A 17,547-nucleotide genomic window follows, 5' to 3' on the forward strand; every position below is an offset into this window, starting at 1 on the left:
CATAGATGTCGGCTGACCCACCGCCATCGCGAGCAAGCTCGGCTCCTACAGGTAACCTGCATTTTTCGAATGTTACTTCGCTCAATAAATCGTTTGTCCAACACGCGCCGGACGCCAAGACTGCCCGGACTGGATAAAAACAACGATGGGCGATTCACATGCGACTCGAGCGAAATTTTGTTAACGGCCACTTCATCGAACCGGCCAGCGATGCGCTGATCGCGGTCTATAACCCGGCGACCGAAGCGCTGGTCGGCCACGTTTCGGCAGCGACCACTGACGAGGCGACAGCTGCCGTCGAAGCCGCAGCCGCTGCGCAGAAAACCTGGGGCAAACTCACCAGCATCGAACGCGCCGACTACCTGCGTGCTTTTGCTGACGCACTTGAAGCCAACGCGGTGAACATCGGTGAAGCCCTGGCTGCCGAGTCCGGCAAGAGCGTCAGCGATGCCAGCAACGAAGCCCGCTATGCCGCGCAGATCACCCGTTATCACGCCGAGTGGGCGCGCCGCATCGAAGGCGAGATCATTCCCAGCGATAGCCCGAACGAAAACCTGTTTTTGCACCGCGAAGCGATTGGCGTGGTCGCCTGCCTGATCCCGTTCAACTACCCGGTCTACACCTTGCTGCGCAAAATCGCCCCGGCGCTGATTGCCGGCAACACCGTGGTGGTGCGCCCGAGCAACAACACGCCGACCTCGGCGTTCGAGATTGCAAAGGCTGTGCAGCAATCCGGTTTGCCGGCCGGCGTGGTCAATATCCTGACCATGGATCACGGCACTGCCGCCACGGTTTGCACCCACAAAGCCGTGGGCTTGATCACTCTAACCGGTAGCGTCAACGCCGGGCGCATTGTGCTCGATTACTGCAAGGCCAACATCGCCAAGCCGTCGCTGGAACTCGGCGGCAAGACACCGGCGATTATCGAAGCCGATGCCGACCTCGAAGCCGCCGCCAGCGCCATCGTCGCCTCCAAGACCACTCACTGCGGCCAGTTATGCACGGCAGTCGAGCGGGTTTATGTGCAGGAAAGCGTCTACGACAAATTCCTCGGCCTGCTGAAAGAAAAAATCAGGGCCGTGAAATTCGGCGATCGCACCACCGACGCCAGCCTGATGGGGCCGCTGGTCAACGCCAGTTCGCAACAGAACATCCACGCCATGGTCGAGCGCGCCATCGCCGACGGCGCAGTGCTGGAAACCGGTGGTTTCATCCCGCCAGGCAAAGGCCACTTCTACCCGCCGACCCTGCTCAGCGGCTGCCGCCAGGACATGGAAATCATCCAGGAAGAAATCTTCGGCCCGGTGCTGCCGGTACTCAAATACCGCGACATCGACGAAGCCCTGGCCATGGCCAACGATCACCAGTTCGGTCTGTCTTCTGTGCTCTACACCGAGAACTACCGCACCGTGCAGAAAGTCGCCAATGCCATCGAGGCCGGCGAGTTGTACGTCAATCGCACCCCGGCTGACCCGTACCAGGGCTTCCACGCCGGCTGGAAACGCTCGGGCCTGGGCGGCGATGACGGCAAGCACGGCATGCTCGAATTCACCCAGACCCGACTTGTGGTGATGAACTATTGATCCGCCGGTAACACGCCTCACGCTGCACCCATAAAAACAATTAACACGGCCGCCCGGACCACCGGGCGCCAGAGGTCTACTCGATGTCCAAGCATGCATCCACTGCTGCCGCTGTTCAGGGTTCGAACGCGGGTACACAAAGCCACAGCGACAAGGGAAGTCGCTATTTCCAACTGATGCTGCTGGTGCTCGCCGCCGGTGCGATCTACCCGATCCTGTACCTGCGTCAGGTCTACCAGACCACCATGCTCGAAGTGTTCCAGATCAACCACAGCGAACTGGGTTATCTGTACTCGATGCTCGGGACGATTTTCCTGTTGTCCTATCTGCCCAGCGGCTGGCTGGCGGATCGCATTGCGCCGCGCTTCCTGATTTTCTTCTCGTTGGTCGCTACCGGCGCCCTGGGCCTGTGGTACTCCACCGCGCCGTCGATGACCGGCCTGATGATCATCTTCGGTTGCTGGGGCCTGACCACCGGCCTGACCTTCTGGGCCTCGGTGCTCAAGCGCGTGAAGATGATTGCCCGGCACTCCGAACAGGGCCGCTTCTTCGGCATCCTCGATGGCGGTCGCGGTCTGGTCGAAGCCTTGCTGGCGACGGTCGCGTTGGGCCTGTTCGCTTTCGCCACCGAAACCCGTGGCGAATCGGCGGCCGAAGGTTTCAAGCACGTGGTCTACCTGTATGCCTTCACCTGTATCGCCATCGGCTGTGTGCTGGTGCTGATCAAGGACCCGAAGTCGATGGAAGAAACGGCGGCGGTGGAGAAGGGCAAGTTCAACCTGCTCAGCGACCTGACCACCCTGGTGAAAATCCCCGAGCTGTGGCTGGTCACCGCGATTGTGTTCTGCGGCTATCACATCTTCTGGGCCACCTACAGTTTCTCGGATTATCTGCAGGGCGGCGGCATGACCGCGGTCATGGCCGGCACCATCACCACCATCAAGCTCTGGATGCGCCCGATTGGCGGCATCGGCGGCGGTTGGCTGGGTGACAAGTTCTCGAACATCTCGGTGCTGGTGGTGGCGTTGTTTCTGGCATCGCTGGCGATGGTCGGCCTGATCGTGTTCCCGGCGCTCAACAGCATGGGCTTGCTGATTGGCACGGTGATTTTCATCGGCCTGATGACTTACGCCATTCGCGGCCTGTACTGGGCGATCCTCGACACCTGCAACATTCCACTGCGCATCACCGGCCTGGCCATCGGCATTGTCTCGGTGGTCGGTTACCTGCCGGACGCTTTCATTCCGTTGATCAACGGCTACCTCACCGAACATTTCCCCGGTGCCTTTGGTTACAAGCTGTATTTCGGCTACATCGCTTTCGTCGGCCTGCTCGGGACCCTTGCGGCCCTGACCTTGCGCGCACGTATCAACCGTAGAACTTCGAACCGGACAGGTGCATAAGATGAAAATCGTCGCCCTTGAAACCCATATCGTCGCCGTACCCCCGCCGCACATCGGCGGCATGTACTGGCTGTTCGTCAAGCTCAAGACCGACTGCGGCATTGAAGGCGTGGGCGAGATCTACGCCGCGACTTTCGGCCCAAAAGCCATGCTGCCGATCATCGAAGACGTGTTCGAACGCTACCTGTTGAACCACGACCCGCACCACATCGAGCGTTTTTTCCGCCAGGCCTATTCGAGCGGCTTCACTCAGCGCCCGGACCTGACCATGATGGGCGTGGTCAGCGGCCTGGAGATGGCTTGCTGGGACATCATCGGCAAAGCGGCGAACAAACCGGTCTATGAATTGTTGGGCGGCAAGGTCAACGAACGCCTGCGTTCCTACACCTACCTGTACCCGCTCAACAGCAAGGGCGAGTACGACTACGACGACCCGGACCTGGCCGCCGAGTGCGCCATCGAGAACATGAACAAAGGCTTCACCGCCGTGAAGTTCGACCCGGCAGGCCCGTACACCGCGTACTCCGGGCATCAGATCTCGCTGGAAGTGCTGGAACGCTGCGAAACCTTCTGCCGCAAGATCCGCGAAGCGGTGGGTGACAAGTGCGATTTGCTCTTCGGCACCCACGGGCAAATGGTGCCGTCCTCGGCAATCCGTCTGGCCAAGCGTTTGGAGAAGTACGACCCGTTGTGGTTCGAAGAACCGGTGCCGCCGGGCCAGGAAGACGCCATGGCGCAAGTGGCGGCGAAGACCAGCATTCCGATTGCCACTGGCGAGCGCCTCACCACCAAGTACGAATTCTTCAAGCTGTTGCAGGCTGGCGGCGCATCGATTCTGCAAATGAACGTCGCCCGCTGCGGCGGCCTGCTGGAAGCGAAGAAAATCGCCAGCATGGCCGAAGCCTATTACGCACAAATCGCGCCGCACCTCTATAACGGGCCAATCGGCGCGGCGGCGAGTTTCCAGCTGGCCACTTGCACGCCGAACTTCCTGATCCAGGAAAGCATCATGACCTGGGGTGGTTTCCATGCCGAAGTCCTGACCAAGCCGCTGCAATGGGAGGATGGCTACATCATCCCGTCCACCGAACCGGGCCTTGGCGTGGAGCTGAACATGGACGTGGTGCGCAAGCATTCGCCGTACACCGGCGAGCGTTTGCACCTGCAAATGGCGCCGACCCCGGCGGATGTAAAAGACACATCGCCGGCCAAGGGCTGACACGAGAGGACGCATCCCCTGTAGGAGCTGCCGCAGGCTGCGATCTTTTGATCTTGCTTTTGAAAAATCAAAAGATCGCAGCCTCGTTGCACTCGACAGCTCCTACAAGGGAGGCGCGGTTTTTTTTGTACAACGACTTACGCGGTAACCGTGCATGACATACGACTACATCATCGCTGGCGCTGGCGCCGCAGGCTGCGTTTTGGCCAATCGCCTTTCGGCCTCGGGAAAACACACGGTGCTGCTGCTGGAAGCGGGCGGGAAAGACAGTTCGCTGTGGTTCAAGATTCCGGTCGGCTTCGCCAAAATGTATTACAACCCGACCTTTAACTGGATGTACTACAGCCGTCCGCAAAAACAACTGAACAACCGCGAAATCTATGCCCCGCGCGGCAAGGTCCAGGGTGGCTCGGGCTCGATCAACGCGATGATCTACGTGCGCGGCCAGGCCCACGATTTCGATGACTGGGCGGCCAACGGCAACGACGGCTGGGGTTTCAAGGATGTGCTGCCGTACTTCCGAAAACTGGAAAACCATCCGCTGGGCGACAGCGAATACCACGGTAGCAGCGGCCCGATCAGCATCACCCCGATGAAGGGCCAGACCCATCCGATCTGCGATGTGTTCCTCAAGGGCTGCGATGAACTGGGCTATCCGCACAGTGACGACTTCAACGGGCCGAAATTCGAAGGCGCGGGCATCTACGACGTCAACACCCGCAACGGCCAGCGCAGTTCCAGCAGTTTTGCCCATCTGCATCCGGCGCTGAGCCGGTCGAACCTGACCGTCGAGCATTATGCTCTGGTCGACCGCGTGCTGTTCGATGACCAGCAGCGTGCCACCGGGATATCCATTACCCAGCACGGCGTGGTGCGCACCTTCACCGCGAACAAGGAAGTGATCCTCTGCGCCGGTGCCGTGGACACTCCGAAGATTCTGCAATTGTCCGGTGTCGCCGATCAGGCGTTGTTGGCCAAACACAACATCCCGCTGGTCAAGCACCTGCCGGCGGTGGGGCAAAACCTGCAGGATCACCTGTGCGCCAGTTACTACTACAAGGCCAACATCCCGACGCTCAACGATGAACTGAGCTCGCTGTTCGGTCAGTTCAAGCTCGGCTTGAAATACCTGTTCACCCGCAAGGGCGCGCTGGCGATGAGTGTCAACCAGGCCGGTGGTTTCTTCCGGGGCGACGAGCAACAGGCCAACCCGAACCTGCAACTGTACTTCAACCCGCTGTCGTACCAGATCCCGAAAAACAACAAGGCCAGCCTCAAGCCCGAGCCGTACTCAGGATTCCTGCTGTGCTTCAACCCGTGCCGGCCGACCAGTCGCGGGCACATCACCATTGCCTCGAAAAACCCGCGTGATGCGGCACTGATCGACCCGAATTACCTGAGCACCCAGAAGGACATCGATGAGGTGATCCAGGGCAGTCGCCTGATGCGCAAGATCATGCAGGCGCCGGCGCTCAAGGGCATCACCGTCGAAGAGGTGCTGCCCGGCCCGGTGGTCGACAGCGACGAGCAGATGTTGCAGTACTTCCGCGAAAACAGCGGCTCGATCTATCACTTGTGCGGTTCGTGCGCGATGGGGGCGGATGAGCGGAAGTCGGTGGTCGACAAGCGTTTGAAGGTTCATGGCTTGAGCGGTTTGCGCATCGTCGATGCGTCGATTTTCCCTAACGTGACGTCCGGCAATACACACGCGGCGGTGCTGATGGTGGCGGAGAAGGGCGCTGACCTGATCCTCCAGGACGCCTGATTTCGTCGTCTCCCTGTATCAAAAATGAATTTCCGCCGAGTCCGCTGCTCCTACCTGTAGGCAGCGGATTCAAGCCCGCGAAATCATAGGTGCAATCAGGGAGCGGCAAGGTCATGAGTCGAATATCGACGAGGGGCGCAGATCTTCCAGGCGGGTTGATTCTGGTGGTTGAAGATGACCCGCTGATCCTGGAATTTCTCTGTGAAATTCTTCAGGACGAGGGCTTTGCGGTGCAGCCGCAATCCAGTGCGGATGCCGCATCGGTGTACCTGCAACAGCATGCCAATCAAGTCGCGCTGTTGCTGACGGATATCACCATGCCCGGCGAACTAAACGGCGCGGACCTGGCCAACCAGTTCGGTGATCGTTGGCCGGACAAGCCGATCATGATCATGTCCGGCTACGAAACGCCGGAAAGCTCCGGCGTTCGTCATCAAGTGTCGTTCATCAAGAAACCCTGGGCGATCGGTTCGCTGCTGGACTGCGTAAACGGTGCGTTCGCGTCGAAGAAACTCCACTGATCGGCTGTGCCCTCAACCGCCTCGCAAATGCTACATTGCCCGGCACATTCGCCCCGGCACCTGCGAGGTTTCCCTTGTCCGCTCAACCCTCGGTCTTCAATACGCCGTACCGCGCCTTCCTGTTCGACATGGACGGCACCATCCTCACCTCGATTGCCGCCGCTGAACGGGTCTGGACTCGATGGGCCGTGCGCCACGGTGTCGATGTCGAAACCTTCCTGCCGACCATTCACGGCGCCCGCGCCATCGATACCATCAAGCGCCTGGCGTTGCCCGGTGTCGATGCCGAAGCAGAAGCGGCGTGGATCACCGAGGCGGAAATCGAAGATGTCGAAGGGGTTGAAGAGGTGCCCGGCGCGGCGCAGTTTCTCAAGTCGCTGCCGGCTCATCAGTGGGCCATCGTCACCTCCGCACCGAGAACGCTGGCGTTGCGGCGCATGGCGGCGGCCGGGATTCCCGAGCCGGATGTGATGATCACTGCCGAAGACGTCAGTGTCGGCAAACCTGACCCGAGCGGATATCGGCTCGCCGCAAAACGGTTGGGAGTAGAGATCAGCGACTGCCTGGTGTTCGAAGATGCGACGGTGGGGATTCTTGCAGCTGAAGCAGCGGGGGCGGATTTGCTGATTGTGGCGGCGGCGCATGATGAACCGATCGAGACGGAACATGCGACGTTGGCTGGTTATGATTTGGTTGAGGCCCATTTGGGTGAGCAGGGCCTCAGCCTGCGCACAATCTAACTGTGGGAGCCAGCAGGCTGGCTCCCACAGGGGGATTGGGTGTTCAGTAGATTTTGGGAATCAGCCGCCAGCTCCGTGCGCAGTAAGCCTCATATTCACCGCCAAACTGCGCCCGCAACAACGCCTCTTCCGAATGAATCCGCGCAATCAACGGGATCATCGTCAACGCCACCAGCAGCAATCCACCCCCCGACCGAAATGCCAGCGCCCATCCCACGCCGATGACCACTATCCCCAGATAACTCGGGTTGCGCAGGTGTCGGTAAATCCCGTCGGTGACCAGTTGGTGTCCCGGTTGAATCGCCACCAGTCCGCTGAACCGCCTGCCCAGCACAAACACCGGCCACAACCGCAGCGCACCGCCGATGATGAACAGCATTGCCCCGAGCCAACGAATACCTTCGCCACCGAAGGTCCAGAAGTCGATGCGGTCGGTGTAGGCCGGCAAGAAGCCGCTTGATAATCCAAGCACCCCGAAGGCCGGAATCACCCAGCGGTTGGCGCGATCTTCACGCTCGCCGGAACTCAGGTTGACCTCGGTGAACAGTGAGGCGATGGCCATGACCAGCGTCGCCAGCGCTACAACCACCAGCGCACCGTGGGAGAAAAAAGCACCGAAACCACCCAATCCCCAAATGGCCAGGCCAATGTAGGCGAGGGTGGTGACGATGGCGAAAAACGCCAGTTTGGCTGAGATTTTCATGGCGTCTCCAACGGTGGATACACCTCTAATTGTAGGAGCTGCCGAAGGCTGCGATCTTTTGATCTTGCTTCTAAAAAACAAAGTCAAAAGATCGTCCGAACGCGGCCCGAGCCTGCGGCAGCTCCTACATTGATATCTCCGATCTTGCGCTACGTCGAATCACCTGCGGCGGCTGCCCGAACGCCCGCAAGAACGCTTCACGCATGCGGCGGCGGTCGCTGAAGCCGGTTTCCAGGGCGATCTGGTCGAGGGTCAGCCGCCCGCGTTCGAGCATTTGCCGCGCCGCTTCCAGGCGCAGGTTTTCGATGGCTTTTGCTGGCGATTGCCCGGTTTCGGCGCGGAAGGCGCGACTGAACTGTCTCGGGCTGAGACGCGCCACATCAGCCAGTTGTTCGACCGATAATGCCTCGGAGAGGTGTTCTCGGGCGTAGCCCAAAACGGTCTGGATTCGGTCGGATTTCGGCTCCAGCTCCAGCAGCGCCGAATGCTGAGATTGGCCACCGGCGCGGCGGTGGTACATCACCAGTTTCTGCGCCACCGAGCGGGCGAGTTCGGCGCCGTGGTCCTTTTCAACCATGGCCAGCGCCAGGTCGATGCCGGCGGTCATGCCGGCAGAGGTCCACACCGAGCCGTCGATCACGTAGATGCGGTCGGCTTCCACTTTTATCGAGGGAAAGCGTTCTTGCAGTTGCCGCGCATAGGCCCAATGCGTGGTCGCCCGCCGACCGTCGAGCAAACCGGCCTGGGCCATGACGAAGGCGCCGGAGCAGATCGACGCCGTGCGTCGCGCGGTCTGGGCGCTGGCACGCAAGTAATCGAGTATGGCTTCGGGTGCCTGTTCGAGGATGGCATCGCCGCCGACCACGATGACGGTGTCGATCACTCGTTCATCGAACGCCTCGCTGCCGACCGTCAACCCGCCGGAAGCGCGCAACGTGCGGCCGTCCGCGGACAGTACACGCACGTCATACAGCGTTTCGCCCGCGCTGAAATTGGCGTACTCGAACACCGGCATCGCCGCCAGCGACATCGACTGGAACCCCTCGAAAACCACAAACGCCACGGAAATCATCGTTATGTCCTCAAACGGCCATGTCCGAAAAACGTACTTTAAACGTCATTTGCGACGCGTGCGAGTGCCTTTATAACAACTCACACCCGGCGAACCTCTCGCCTCATCGTGAAGGAAATTGCACATGGCACTCTCATCCAAAGGCACCGCACTGATCACCGGCGCTTCATCAGGCATCGGCGCGGTGTATGCCGACCGTCTCGCCCGCCAGGGTTATGACCTGATTCTGGTGGCGCGCAGCCAGGCGAAACTCACCGCGCTGGCCAACCGTTTGAGCGATGCAACAGGGCGCAACGTGGAAGTGGTTACCGCTGATTTGAAAGAAAAAGCGGATTTGCTGCGGGTCGAACAGATCCTGCGCAACGACGCCAGCATCACGCTGCTGGTCAACAACGCCGGGGTCGGCGCGGTGATGCCGCTGCTGGTCAGCCCGGTGGATGACATGCAAGACATGATCACCCTTAATATCACCGCGCTGACGCGCTTGGCGTATGCCGTGGCCCCCGGTTTCGTCGCACGTGGCGCCGGCACCGTGATCAACATTGCCTCGATCGTCGCCATCGCCCCGGAAATTCTCAACGGCGTGTACGGCGGGACCAAGGCGTTTGTCCTGGCCTTGAGCCAGTCGATGCACCACGAGCTGGTCGACAAGGGCGTGCGTGTACAGGCCGTATTGCCGGGCGCCACCGCCACCGATTTCTGGAGCGAAGCCGGCCACCCGGTGGAAAACCTGCCGCAGGAAATCGTCATGCCCGTCGACGAGATGGTCGATGCGGCGCTGGTGGGGCTGGCCAATGGAGAAGTGGTGACCATTCCGGGGCTGCACGACGGTGCCCAATGGGATCGCTATGAGGCCCAGCGTCAGGTGCTATCCGGGTTGTTCGGCAACTCCACGGCGGCGCCGCGTTATCGCTGAGTTGAGGATGTATTCGCGAGCAAGCTCGCTCTCACAGGCCTAACACAAATCGTGTGGGAGCGAGCCTGCTCGCGAAAGGGCAGTGATTGTGCTGTGCGGCGGGGTCAGCATCAGTGCGCAACTGGTTGCTGGCTGGGCGCGTTGAGTCGCAAGCGAGGCAGGGCCGGAAACGCCATTCGGGTTTCACCAGCCCCACCGACGGATCGACGTGACTTATTGACCTGCCGCAACGCCTTCCTGGACGAGAATGGCGCGAGCCAGGTCTTCATCGCTAGCGTTAAGGCCGGGATTTTCCTGACGGATCCGTTGCAGGACCTGCTCCAGATATACGCCGCGAATCGCGCCGCCACTGGCCACGAAGCTGGAGGCGTCATCCCGGGCGGGAATCATCAGTTTGTCATCCTTGAACGTCGAGTACAGCGAGGCGGAGACCCCGGCTGAAGTGGCGACGTCGCCCGCATCCACTTTGGCCATTGCGGAGCCGAACGGTAAGCACAGCACAAGGGAAGAAATGATAATCAGACGGCGCATGACGGTGTCCTCTGAAAGCGTGCAGCAAAAAGGAAACATCTCACCTTTTAGGATGCACGGCGGTCGCCGAGAGTTCCCTGATGCTGCTTCAGGCCGGTGATTCAGCGCGAAAACCGGCTGCGATAATCCCTCGGCGAAACCCCCAGGTTGCGCTGAAACGTCAGGCGCATGCGCTCTTCGTCGCCAAAGCCGCACAGTCGGGAAATTTGATCGATATTGCGTTCGGAATCTTCCAGCAGACGCCGGGCCGCTTCGACCCGCAGCACTTCCACGGCTTTGGCGGGGGTGCGGCCGGTCTTGAGTTTGTAGACCCGGGCGAAGTTGCGTGGGCTCATTTGCACCTGCTGGGCGAGCCGGTCGATGGTGAGGTTTTCACCTTCCAGGTTCTGCGTGATCCACAGGTGCAGGTCGTCGAAGGCGGCGCCTTCGCTGGTTTGCGATTGCAGCAATTGACTGTACTGGGCCTGGCCACCGGGGCGCTTGAGGAACACCACCATTTCCCGCGCGACCAGCAGCGCCAGTTCACGCCCGCAGTCCTCTTCGACCAGCGCCAGTGCCAGGTCGATGCCGGCGCTGACCCCGGCGGAAGTCCAGACCGAACCCTGCTGGACAAAGATCGCATCGTTGTCGACTTCGATCGACGGGTGACGTTCCTTGAGCATGCCGCACATCGCCCAATGGGTGGCGGCGCGTCGGCCGTCGAGCAATCCGGCTTCGGCCAGCAGGAACGTGCCGCTGCACACCGAGGCGGTGCGTCTGACCTTGGTCGACGCTTCCTTGAGCCAGTCGACCAGTTCCAGGGAATTGCTCATTGCCAGAATAATCACCGGTGCGCCCGGGACGATCAGGGTGTCGATCGTTTGATCAGCGAAATCGCTCAATGGCACGGTGTCGACGGCCAGGCCTTCGGCGGTCTGGATCAGGCCGCCGGTGAGGCTGGCGGTTTGCAGTTTGTAGCCCGGCAGCTTGCTGCTGTCGAGGTAACGGGAGGCCGCCCAGAACACGGTTTGCGCGCCAGTCAGGTCCAGCAGGCCCATTTCTGGATAGGCGAGGAAGACGATCAAACGCGATTGTTCGGATTGGATTTCGCGGGCGGCGGTGGGGTTTGCGATGTTCATAGGCTTCTGTTTCAGCGAGTTGGAATAATCATAATTCGCAAACGATCTAAGCGTTATCGCAATTGGTCGACTGTCAGGATTTCAGGGTTTGTTGTCAGTCGATCGTCCGGTTCTCACTCTAGCACCGCTGGCGAGTTAAGCAGATAGCCAGGCAATCACTCGTGAAAATCCAGAACAAATGTATTGTCGATAGCTGTCTGTTTCCGCACTAACAGGCTGGGTACCTTGGGTTCATCGAAACCAGACAAGGACTCCCACATGCTCAATCGCCTGGCCCTGCCATTCGCCCTGCTGCTCACCGTCAATGCCGCCCACGCCGCGGATGCTGAAAAATGGTACCCGTCCAAATACGGCGCCAACGATGAAATTGGCGCGCTGAACCTGCTCAACGCCGAATCGGTGCTCAATGCCGCCAAGCTGATCAAGACCGGCAAAACCTACCCGCTGGCTGTACCCATCGACAAAAACCTGCCGGCGTTTCGTCATCGCAGTTTTCACCTGACCAACGTTCAACCGGGTGAGGCGGGCGGCACCACGATGGGGCCGAACAAATTCACCTTCAATGATGAACTGGTGGTCGGCTGGACCGGTGTCGGCACGCAGCTCAACGGCATCGGCCACATCGGTATCGACAACGTCTACTACAACGGCAACCGCGCGGCGGATTTCGTCACCGTGGAAGGTGTGCAGAAACTCGGCATCGAAAAAGTCCCGCCGATTGTCACTCGCGGCGTGGTACTGGACATGACGGCGGTGTACGGCAGCGCCATCGTGCCGGAGAAAACCGAGTTCACCGTTGCCGACATTCAGAAGGCGTTGGACCTGCAAGGCGTCAGCATCGAGAAGGGTGATGTGGTGCTGTTCAACACCGGTTGGCTGGAACTGCTGGGCAAGGACAACGAGAAATTCCTCGCGGTGGAACCGGGCATCGGCATGGCGGCGGCTAAATGGTTGGCGGACAAACAGATCGTCGCTTTCGGTGGTGATACCTGGGCTTCGGAAATCTACCCTGGCACCGATGGCCAGGAATTCCCGGTCAACCAGTTCATGCTGGCCAAGAATGGTATCTACAATCTGGAGCTGATCGACAGCCGCGCACTGGTCCGCGACAAGGCCTGGACCTTCATGTTCGTGCTCGGGCAGCCGCTGTACAAAGGATCGACCCAGGTCAATATCAACCCGGTGGCGATTCGCTGATAGTTACCGATCACTTTGCGGTTACTGTTCAATCACCGACAACGCGACCTGTAGGAGCATGGCTTGCCCGCGATGGCGTTCTCGAAATCGCTATCGCGGGCAAGCCTTGCTCCTACAAAAAAAGCGGTCAGCATGTTGGTCCTGGGTTACCCATTGAATCAGAGCACACATGGATACGATTCCTTCACTTTCCAGCATCGCCGCACGCTTGCGCCTCAAACAACTGCGCCTGTTGATCGCACTGGATGAGCGCGGCTCGTTGCACAAGGCCGCCGAGCAGATTTCCATTTCCCAGTCCGGCGCCACCAAGGCGTTGCATGAAGTCGAATCGCTGCTCGGCATGCCGCTGTTCGAGCGCCAGCCCCAAGGTTTGGTGGCCAACGAAATGGGCCGTTGCATGATCCGCTACGCGCGGCTGATCTACAGCGATGTCGAACACCTGCGCGAAGACATGCTGAGCATCCTGCGCGGTCAGGGCGGAAGGTTGTCGGTGGGCGTGATCATGGGCGCGGTACCGCTGCTGACCCGGGCCTTGACCGAACTGCGCCTCAAGCAACCGCAGCTGTCCATCGAAGTGGTGGAGAACACCAGCGCCAACCTGCTCGCGTTGCTGGATCAGGGGCGACTGGACCTGGCCATTTGTCGCACCAGCGTCGGCCAGCGCTCGGACGCTTATGACTGCATCGTGTTGAGCGATGAACCGTTGGCAGTAGTCGCCAGCAAGGACCATCCGCTGGCGGCTGCGACGTCGTTGCAGTTGGCGCAGTTGAGCGATTACCGCTGGGTGGTTTATCCCAAGGACATGCCGATGCGTCAGGCCCTGGAGCGCGAGCTGGAAGAGGCGGGGCTGGATATTCCGCGTTATCCGCTGGAGACCTCATCGATCTTCGCCACCATTTTGCTGGTGCAGCAAGACCCGAGCTTGCTGGCCGTGATCCCGGCGGAAGTCGCTCAGTTCTGTGCGCAGTTCGAGCTGCTGGTGACCCTGCCGCTGTCGATGCGTGCCCTGGTCGAACCGTATGGCGCGATCAGCCGGGCCGGCGCCGATTTACCTCCGGCGGCGACCCTGCTGATTAACGAGTTGCAGCAGCCGACGCTTACTTGATCACGATCGGGTTCACCGGTGCGCCCGTGCCGCCGACGATTTTCAGCGGCGCGGCGGTGTAGAGAAACTGCCACTGACCGTCAGCAGCACAGTCATCGGCCAGTGCATCGAGCAGGGCGACTTCGGTGAAGGTCACACCGAGGTTGCGCATCAAGGCGTTGTGCAGCGGAATCAACACACCTGAAGTCGGGTCGACCGCCACTTCGTTGGCCATGGTGTCGGTGACCAGGTTGGGGATTTCCATCTGGTGAAACCACTCCACCAGTTCACGGCTGAAGGTCAGGCCTGGCTCGGCGAAATCCTTGTAGAACTCTTCCGGCTCGCGCTCGTAGAACGAGCCGATCCAGCCTGTGCGGATGATCAGAATGTCGCGCTTGTGGATCTCGATGCCCTGGGCTTTCGCGGCGGCCAGCAGGTCGTGGTGATTGAAGGTTTCGCCCTTGTCCAGCACCGCTTTGCCGCGATGGCGGGCCATGTCGATCAGCACCGCGCGACCGACGATGCCGCGCTCGGCAATCGGCAGGATGCTGGCCTTGTCCATGCTGCCGATGGTGCTCATGGCGTCGTAGCCGTTCCACAGTTTGTTGTCGTGCCAGACATGGCCCAACGCGTCGTATTGGGTCGAGCCTTGCAGGTGCATGAAGATCACATCGTCGGCGTATTCGACGTGACCGTCGAAGTGGGTTTTGCCGGCCAGGAAGTGGCCCTTGTCGAGCACGTTGACCCGCATCGACGGACGCCGGCCGGGCCACAGCGGTTCACCTTTCGGGTGACCGATCTGCACTTGCAGGGTAAAGGTCTTGCCCTGACGCACGGAGGCGATGCCACGCAGGATCTCGGCGCTTTGCAGGTAGTTCAGGGCACCGACTTCATCGTCCGGCCCCCATTTGCCCCAGTTGGTCGGCAGGCCTTCGAGCAGGGTCTTGATATCGGGAGCACGGTCGGCGGCGGTGTTATTGGTGTTGTGGTCGCACATGGGGTTGTCCTTGGAATTTGGCGGAAACCGAGAGAACAGCACAGACCCTGTGGGAGCTGGCTTGCCAGCGATAGCGGTGTATCAGACGAGATATATGTCGACAGGTACGCCCTCATCGCTGGCAAGCCAGCTCCCACAGTTTTTTGTGTTTTCTGTCAGTCCGGTTCAGGGATTACTTGATCGGCGAAAACGCCGCCGGCATCAGCAGCTTCGACTCCATCTTCTCCAGCATCGGGAAGGCAATCGGCACGAAGCCTTCGAGCCAGTCCGGGTCTTGGTACAGCGCGGCCCGTTTCTTGATCCGGTCATCGAGACTCTCGTAGGCCCAGATGTGGATCACCTGGTTCAGCTCGCCGATTTCCGTGTACCACCAGCCCACCAGCGTGGTGTAGCGGGAGATCACCGGCAGGCCGTTTTCCTCGAAGTGCTTGAGGTAGGTCTGCATTTTTCCGATCTGGATCGTGTAGGTGCGCATTTCGTAAAACATGGGAGCTCGTCTCTCAAGAATGAATGCCGTTGAAGGCGTTGCTGATGATTCGCTCGACGTCGGCGGCCGTGGTCAAGCGCGGGTTGACCAGCACGTTGCCGCTGCGCATCGAGTCGCTGACCATTTGCGGCATGTAGTCCAGGTCCACGCCCAGGTCCTTGATGTTGTCGGGAATGCCGATGGCCTTGTTCAGCGCCATCACGTGCTCCACGACTTTGTGTCCGGCGCGGGCAGGGCTCAGGCCGTCGACGTTTTCGCCCATGGCCAGGGCCATCTCGCGGAACAGTTCAGGGCACGCCGGCAGGTTGTATTCGATGACGTAGGGCAGCAGCGTGGCGTTGGCGATGCCATGGGGAATATTGAAAACGCCGCCGAAGGTGTGGGAGATCGCATGCACATTGCCCAGTTTCGATTGGGCGAATGCGACGCCGGCGAGGAATGACGCAAGCAGCATCTGCTCACGGGCGTGCAAATCGGAGCCTGTGAAAAACGCTTTCGGCAGGTAGGTGCAGATCATCTTGATTGCTTGCAGGGCCAAGGCCTGGCTGATCGGGTTGGCCTGCTTCGACACGTAGGATTCGATGGCGTGGGTCAGGGCGTCCATGCCGGTGGCGGCGGTGATCGACGGTGGCAGCTTGAGGGTCAGTTCGGCGTCGAGAATCGCCAGTTTGGGGAACAGCGCCGGGCTGATGATCACCGTTTTGAACAGGGTCTTGGTGTTGGTGAACACCGTCGATGCGGTGCACTCGCTGCCGGTACCCGAGGTGGTCGGGATGGCGAAGATCGGCAGTGGCGGGTGCAGCAGTTTGTCGTAGCCCTCGTAGTCGAGGATGTTGCCGGGGTTGGTGGCCATCGCCGCCACGCCTTTGGCGGTGTCGATGCTGCTGCCGCCACCGACGCCGATCACCGCGTCGCACTCGTGGTTTTTCAGGAACTCGACGGCGCGTTCCAGCACATCGGTAGTAGGATTGGGTTCGACGCCGGCAAACACTTCATAGGCAATTTCGCTGCCAGCCAGCGAGGCAAAAAAGCTTTCCAGCACGCCCGACGCCATCAGCCCCTGGTCAGTAACCACCAGCAGTTTCTTGCGAACATGGGGCTTGAGCAGCGCACCGGCCTGACGCACCAGGCCGTTGCCGCTTTTGAGGGTCGTGGGGAAATAAAACTGGAACGGGTTCATCGGCTACTCCGGTTCTTATTGGTCTGGAGACAGTAATAAGCGGCGCGGGCGGCCGGTAATGAAAAGGTCTGATACAGCGATCACCCTTTGTCATCCCCCGAAGTGGCGGCAGGCGGTGGTAACGTAACGCCTTCGAAACGTGAGGAGCATGGTCATGGATTTGGGTATTTCGGGACGCTGGGCAATCGTCTGCGCCGCCAGCAAGGGCTTGGGCCTGGCCTGCGCGCGGGCCTTGGCGAAGGAGGGCGTGAACCTGGTGATCAATGCCCGTGGCGACGAGACGTTGCAGGCCGCTGCCGTGGAATTGCGCGGGTTGGCGCCAAGCATTGAGGTGCACACCGTGGCCGGGGACATCAGCGAGCCTGCCGTGCGCGCGCAAGTGCTGGCGGCGTGCCCGCAGGTGGACATCCTAGTCAACAACGCCGGCGGACCGCCGCCCGGTGACTTCCGCGACTGGCAGCGCGAGGACTGGTTGAAAGCGCTGGATGCCAACATGCTCACGCCCATCGAGCTGATCAAGGCCTGTGTCGATGGCATGGCCGAGCGCGGTTTCGGGCGCATCGTCAACATCACTTCCGGCGCGGTGAAGGCGCCGATTGATGTGTTGGGTTTGTCCAACGGTGCACGCAGCGGCTTGACCGGTTTCATCGCCGGGCTGGCGCGTCAGGCGCGCTTGGCCGGGAACAACGTCACCGTCAACAACCTGCTGCCGGGGCCGTTCGAGACCGAGCGCCTGCACAAAACCCTGAATGCAGCTGCCGAGGCCAACGGCACCAGCGTCGAAAGCATCGCCGAACAACGCCGCAAAAATGTCCCGGCGCAACGCTTCGGCCAGCCTGATGAATTCGGCGCGTATTGCGCGTTTATCTGCGGCGCCCAGTCCGGTTTCCTGACCGGGCAAAACCTGTTGCTGGACGGCGGCAGCTATCCTGGCACGTTCTGATCATTTCCGGGGGGATGACAATCAGTGATCCCCCAATCAGATCCCATCATTATTCAGCACACGGGGGCGTGATTAGAGTGGGGCCGCT

17 protein-coding genes are annotated in these 17,547 nt (G+C 60.4%); 10 read left to right on the forward strand and 7 right to left on the reverse strand.

Annotated elements, in window-relative coordinates; all coding sequences use genetic code 11:
- Positions 1-158: 158 nt before the first annotated feature.
- The 6 genes from aldA (at position 159) to ACW9JC_RS20725 (ending at position 7,231) form a co-directional block, all read left to right on the forward strand.
- Entirely contained in the window at positions 159-1,583 is a 1,425-nt protein-coding gene (aldA, locus tag ACW9JC_RS20700; protein ID WP_457457237.1) for an aldehyde dehydrogenase, read from the forward strand.
- 83 nt (positions 1,584-1,666) lie between these two features.
- Positions 1,667-2,986, forward strand: coding sequence for an MFS transporter (locus ACW9JC_RS20705; protein ID WP_457457239.1), 1,320 nt, complete (start codon positions 1,667-1,669; stop codon positions 2,984-2,986).
- 1 nt (position 2,987) lies between these two features.
- On the forward strand, positions 2,988-4,205 hold the full coding sequence (locus ACW9JC_RS20710) for a mandelate racemase/muconate lactonizing enzyme family protein (protein WP_457457241.1): 1,218 nt from the start codon (positions 2,988-2,990) through the stop codon (positions 4,203-4,205).
- Between the two features lie 154 nt (positions 4,206-4,359).
- Positions 4,360-5,970, forward strand: coding sequence for a GMC family oxidoreductase (locus ACW9JC_RS20715; protein WP_457457243.1), 1,611 nt, complete (start codon positions 4,360-4,362; stop codon positions 5,968-5,970).
- A gap of 113 nt (positions 5,971-6,083) precedes the next feature.
- On the forward strand, positions 6,084-6,491 hold the full coding sequence (locus ACW9JC_RS20720; RefSeq protein WP_457457245.1) for a response regulator: 408 nt from the start codon (positions 6,084-6,086) through the stop codon (positions 6,489-6,491).
- Positions 6,492-6,565: 74 nt separating this feature from the next.
- The gene (locus ACW9JC_RS20725; RefSeq protein WP_457457247.1) at positions 6,566-7,231 is read left to right on the forward strand and encodes an HAD family hydrolase; all 666 of its coding nucleotides are present in this window, start codon (positions 6,566-6,568) and stop codon (positions 7,229-7,231) included.
- Between the two features lie 43 nt (positions 7,232-7,274).
- Here ACW9JC_RS20725 and ACW9JC_RS20730 read toward each other — a convergent pair whose 3' ends face one another.
- Positions 7,275-7,934, reverse strand: a complete 660-nt coding sequence (locus ACW9JC_RS20730) for a methyltransferase family protein (protein WP_457457249.1) — start codon at positions 7,932-7,934, stop codon at positions 7,275-7,277.
- A gap of 124 nt (positions 7,935-8,058) precedes the next feature.
- Complete coding sequence (locus ACW9JC_RS20735) at positions 8,059-9,006, reverse strand: GlxA family transcriptional regulator (RefSeq protein WP_457457251.1); 948 nt, start codon at positions 9,004-9,006, stop codon at positions 8,059-8,061.
- A gap of 124 nt (positions 9,007-9,130) precedes the next feature.
- On the opposite strand from ACW9JC_RS20735, the gene ACW9JC_RS20740 reads away from it, so the two are divergent.
- The gene (locus tag ACW9JC_RS20740) at positions 9,131-9,922 is read left to right on the forward strand and encodes an SDR family NAD(P)-dependent oxidoreductase (RefSeq protein WP_457457253.1); all 792 of its coding nucleotides are present in this window, start codon (positions 9,131-9,133) and stop codon (positions 9,920-9,922) included.
- A 213-nt stretch (positions 9,923-10,135) separates the two neighbouring features.
- Here ACW9JC_RS20740 and ACW9JC_RS20745 read toward each other — a convergent pair whose 3' ends face one another.
- Both ACW9JC_RS20745 and ACW9JC_RS20750 read right to left on the reverse strand, forming a co-directional pair.
- Entirely contained in the window at positions 10,136-10,453 is a 318-nt protein-coding gene (locus ACW9JC_RS20745) for a DUF2388 domain-containing protein (RefSeq protein ID WP_338586100.1), read from the reverse strand.
- Between the two features lie 101 nt (positions 10,454-10,554).
- On the reverse strand, positions 10,555-11,571 hold the full coding sequence (locus tag ACW9JC_RS20750; RefSeq protein WP_338586101.1) for a GlxA family transcriptional regulator: 1,017 nt from the start codon (positions 11,569-11,571) through the stop codon (positions 10,555-10,557).
- Positions 11,572-11,829: 258 nt separating this feature from the next.
- On the opposite strand from ACW9JC_RS20750, the gene ACW9JC_RS20755 reads away from it, so the two are divergent.
- Both ACW9JC_RS20755 and ACW9JC_RS20760 read left to right on the forward strand, forming a co-directional pair.
- The gene (locus tag ACW9JC_RS20755; protein ID WP_457457255.1) at positions 11,830-12,768 is read left to right on the forward strand and encodes a cyclase family protein; all 939 of its coding nucleotides are present in this window, start codon (positions 11,830-11,832) and stop codon (positions 12,766-12,768) included.
- A 169-nt stretch (positions 12,769-12,937) separates the two neighbouring features.
- Positions 12,938-13,873, forward strand: coding sequence for a LysR family transcriptional regulator (locus tag ACW9JC_RS20760; protein ID WP_457457257.1), 936 nt, complete (start codon positions 12,938-12,940; stop codon positions 13,871-13,873).
- On the opposite strand, the gene ACW9JC_RS20765 is transcribed toward ACW9JC_RS20760, so the two are convergent.
- The 3 genes from ACW9JC_RS20765 to ACW9JC_RS20775 form a co-directional block, all read right to left on the reverse strand.
- A complete protein-coding gene (locus tag ACW9JC_RS20765) occupies positions 13,866-14,849 on the reverse strand; it encodes a cyclase family protein (protein WP_457457259.1) in 984 nt (327 codons plus the stop codon). The genes ACW9JC_RS20760 and ACW9JC_RS20765 overlap by 8 nt on opposite strands.
- A gap of 172 nt (positions 14,850-15,021) precedes the next feature.
- Positions 15,022-15,336 carry an NIPSNAP family protein gene (locus ACW9JC_RS20770; protein ID WP_416130452.1) on the reverse strand — a complete coding sequence of 105 codons (315 nt, stop codon included), beginning with the start codon at positions 15,334-15,336 and terminating at the stop codon, positions 15,022-15,024.
- Positions 15,337-15,349: 13 nt separating this feature from the next.
- Positions 15,350-16,516: an iron-containing alcohol dehydrogenase gene (locus ACW9JC_RS20775; RefSeq protein WP_457457261.1), complete on the reverse strand. Its 1,167-nt coding sequence runs from the start codon at positions 16,514-16,516 to the stop codon at positions 15,350-15,352.
- Between the two features lie 154 nt (positions 16,517-16,670).
- Between ACW9JC_RS20775 and ACW9JC_RS20780 the strand changes: the two genes are divergently transcribed.
- Positions 16,671-17,459, forward strand: a complete 789-nt coding sequence (locus ACW9JC_RS20780) for an SDR family oxidoreductase (RefSeq protein ID WP_457457263.1) — start codon at positions 16,671-16,673, stop codon at positions 17,457-17,459.
- The last annotated feature ends 88 nt before the right edge of the window (positions 17,460-17,547 follow it).

Source organism: Pseudomonas sp. SDO5591_S426 (assembly GCF_054070755.1).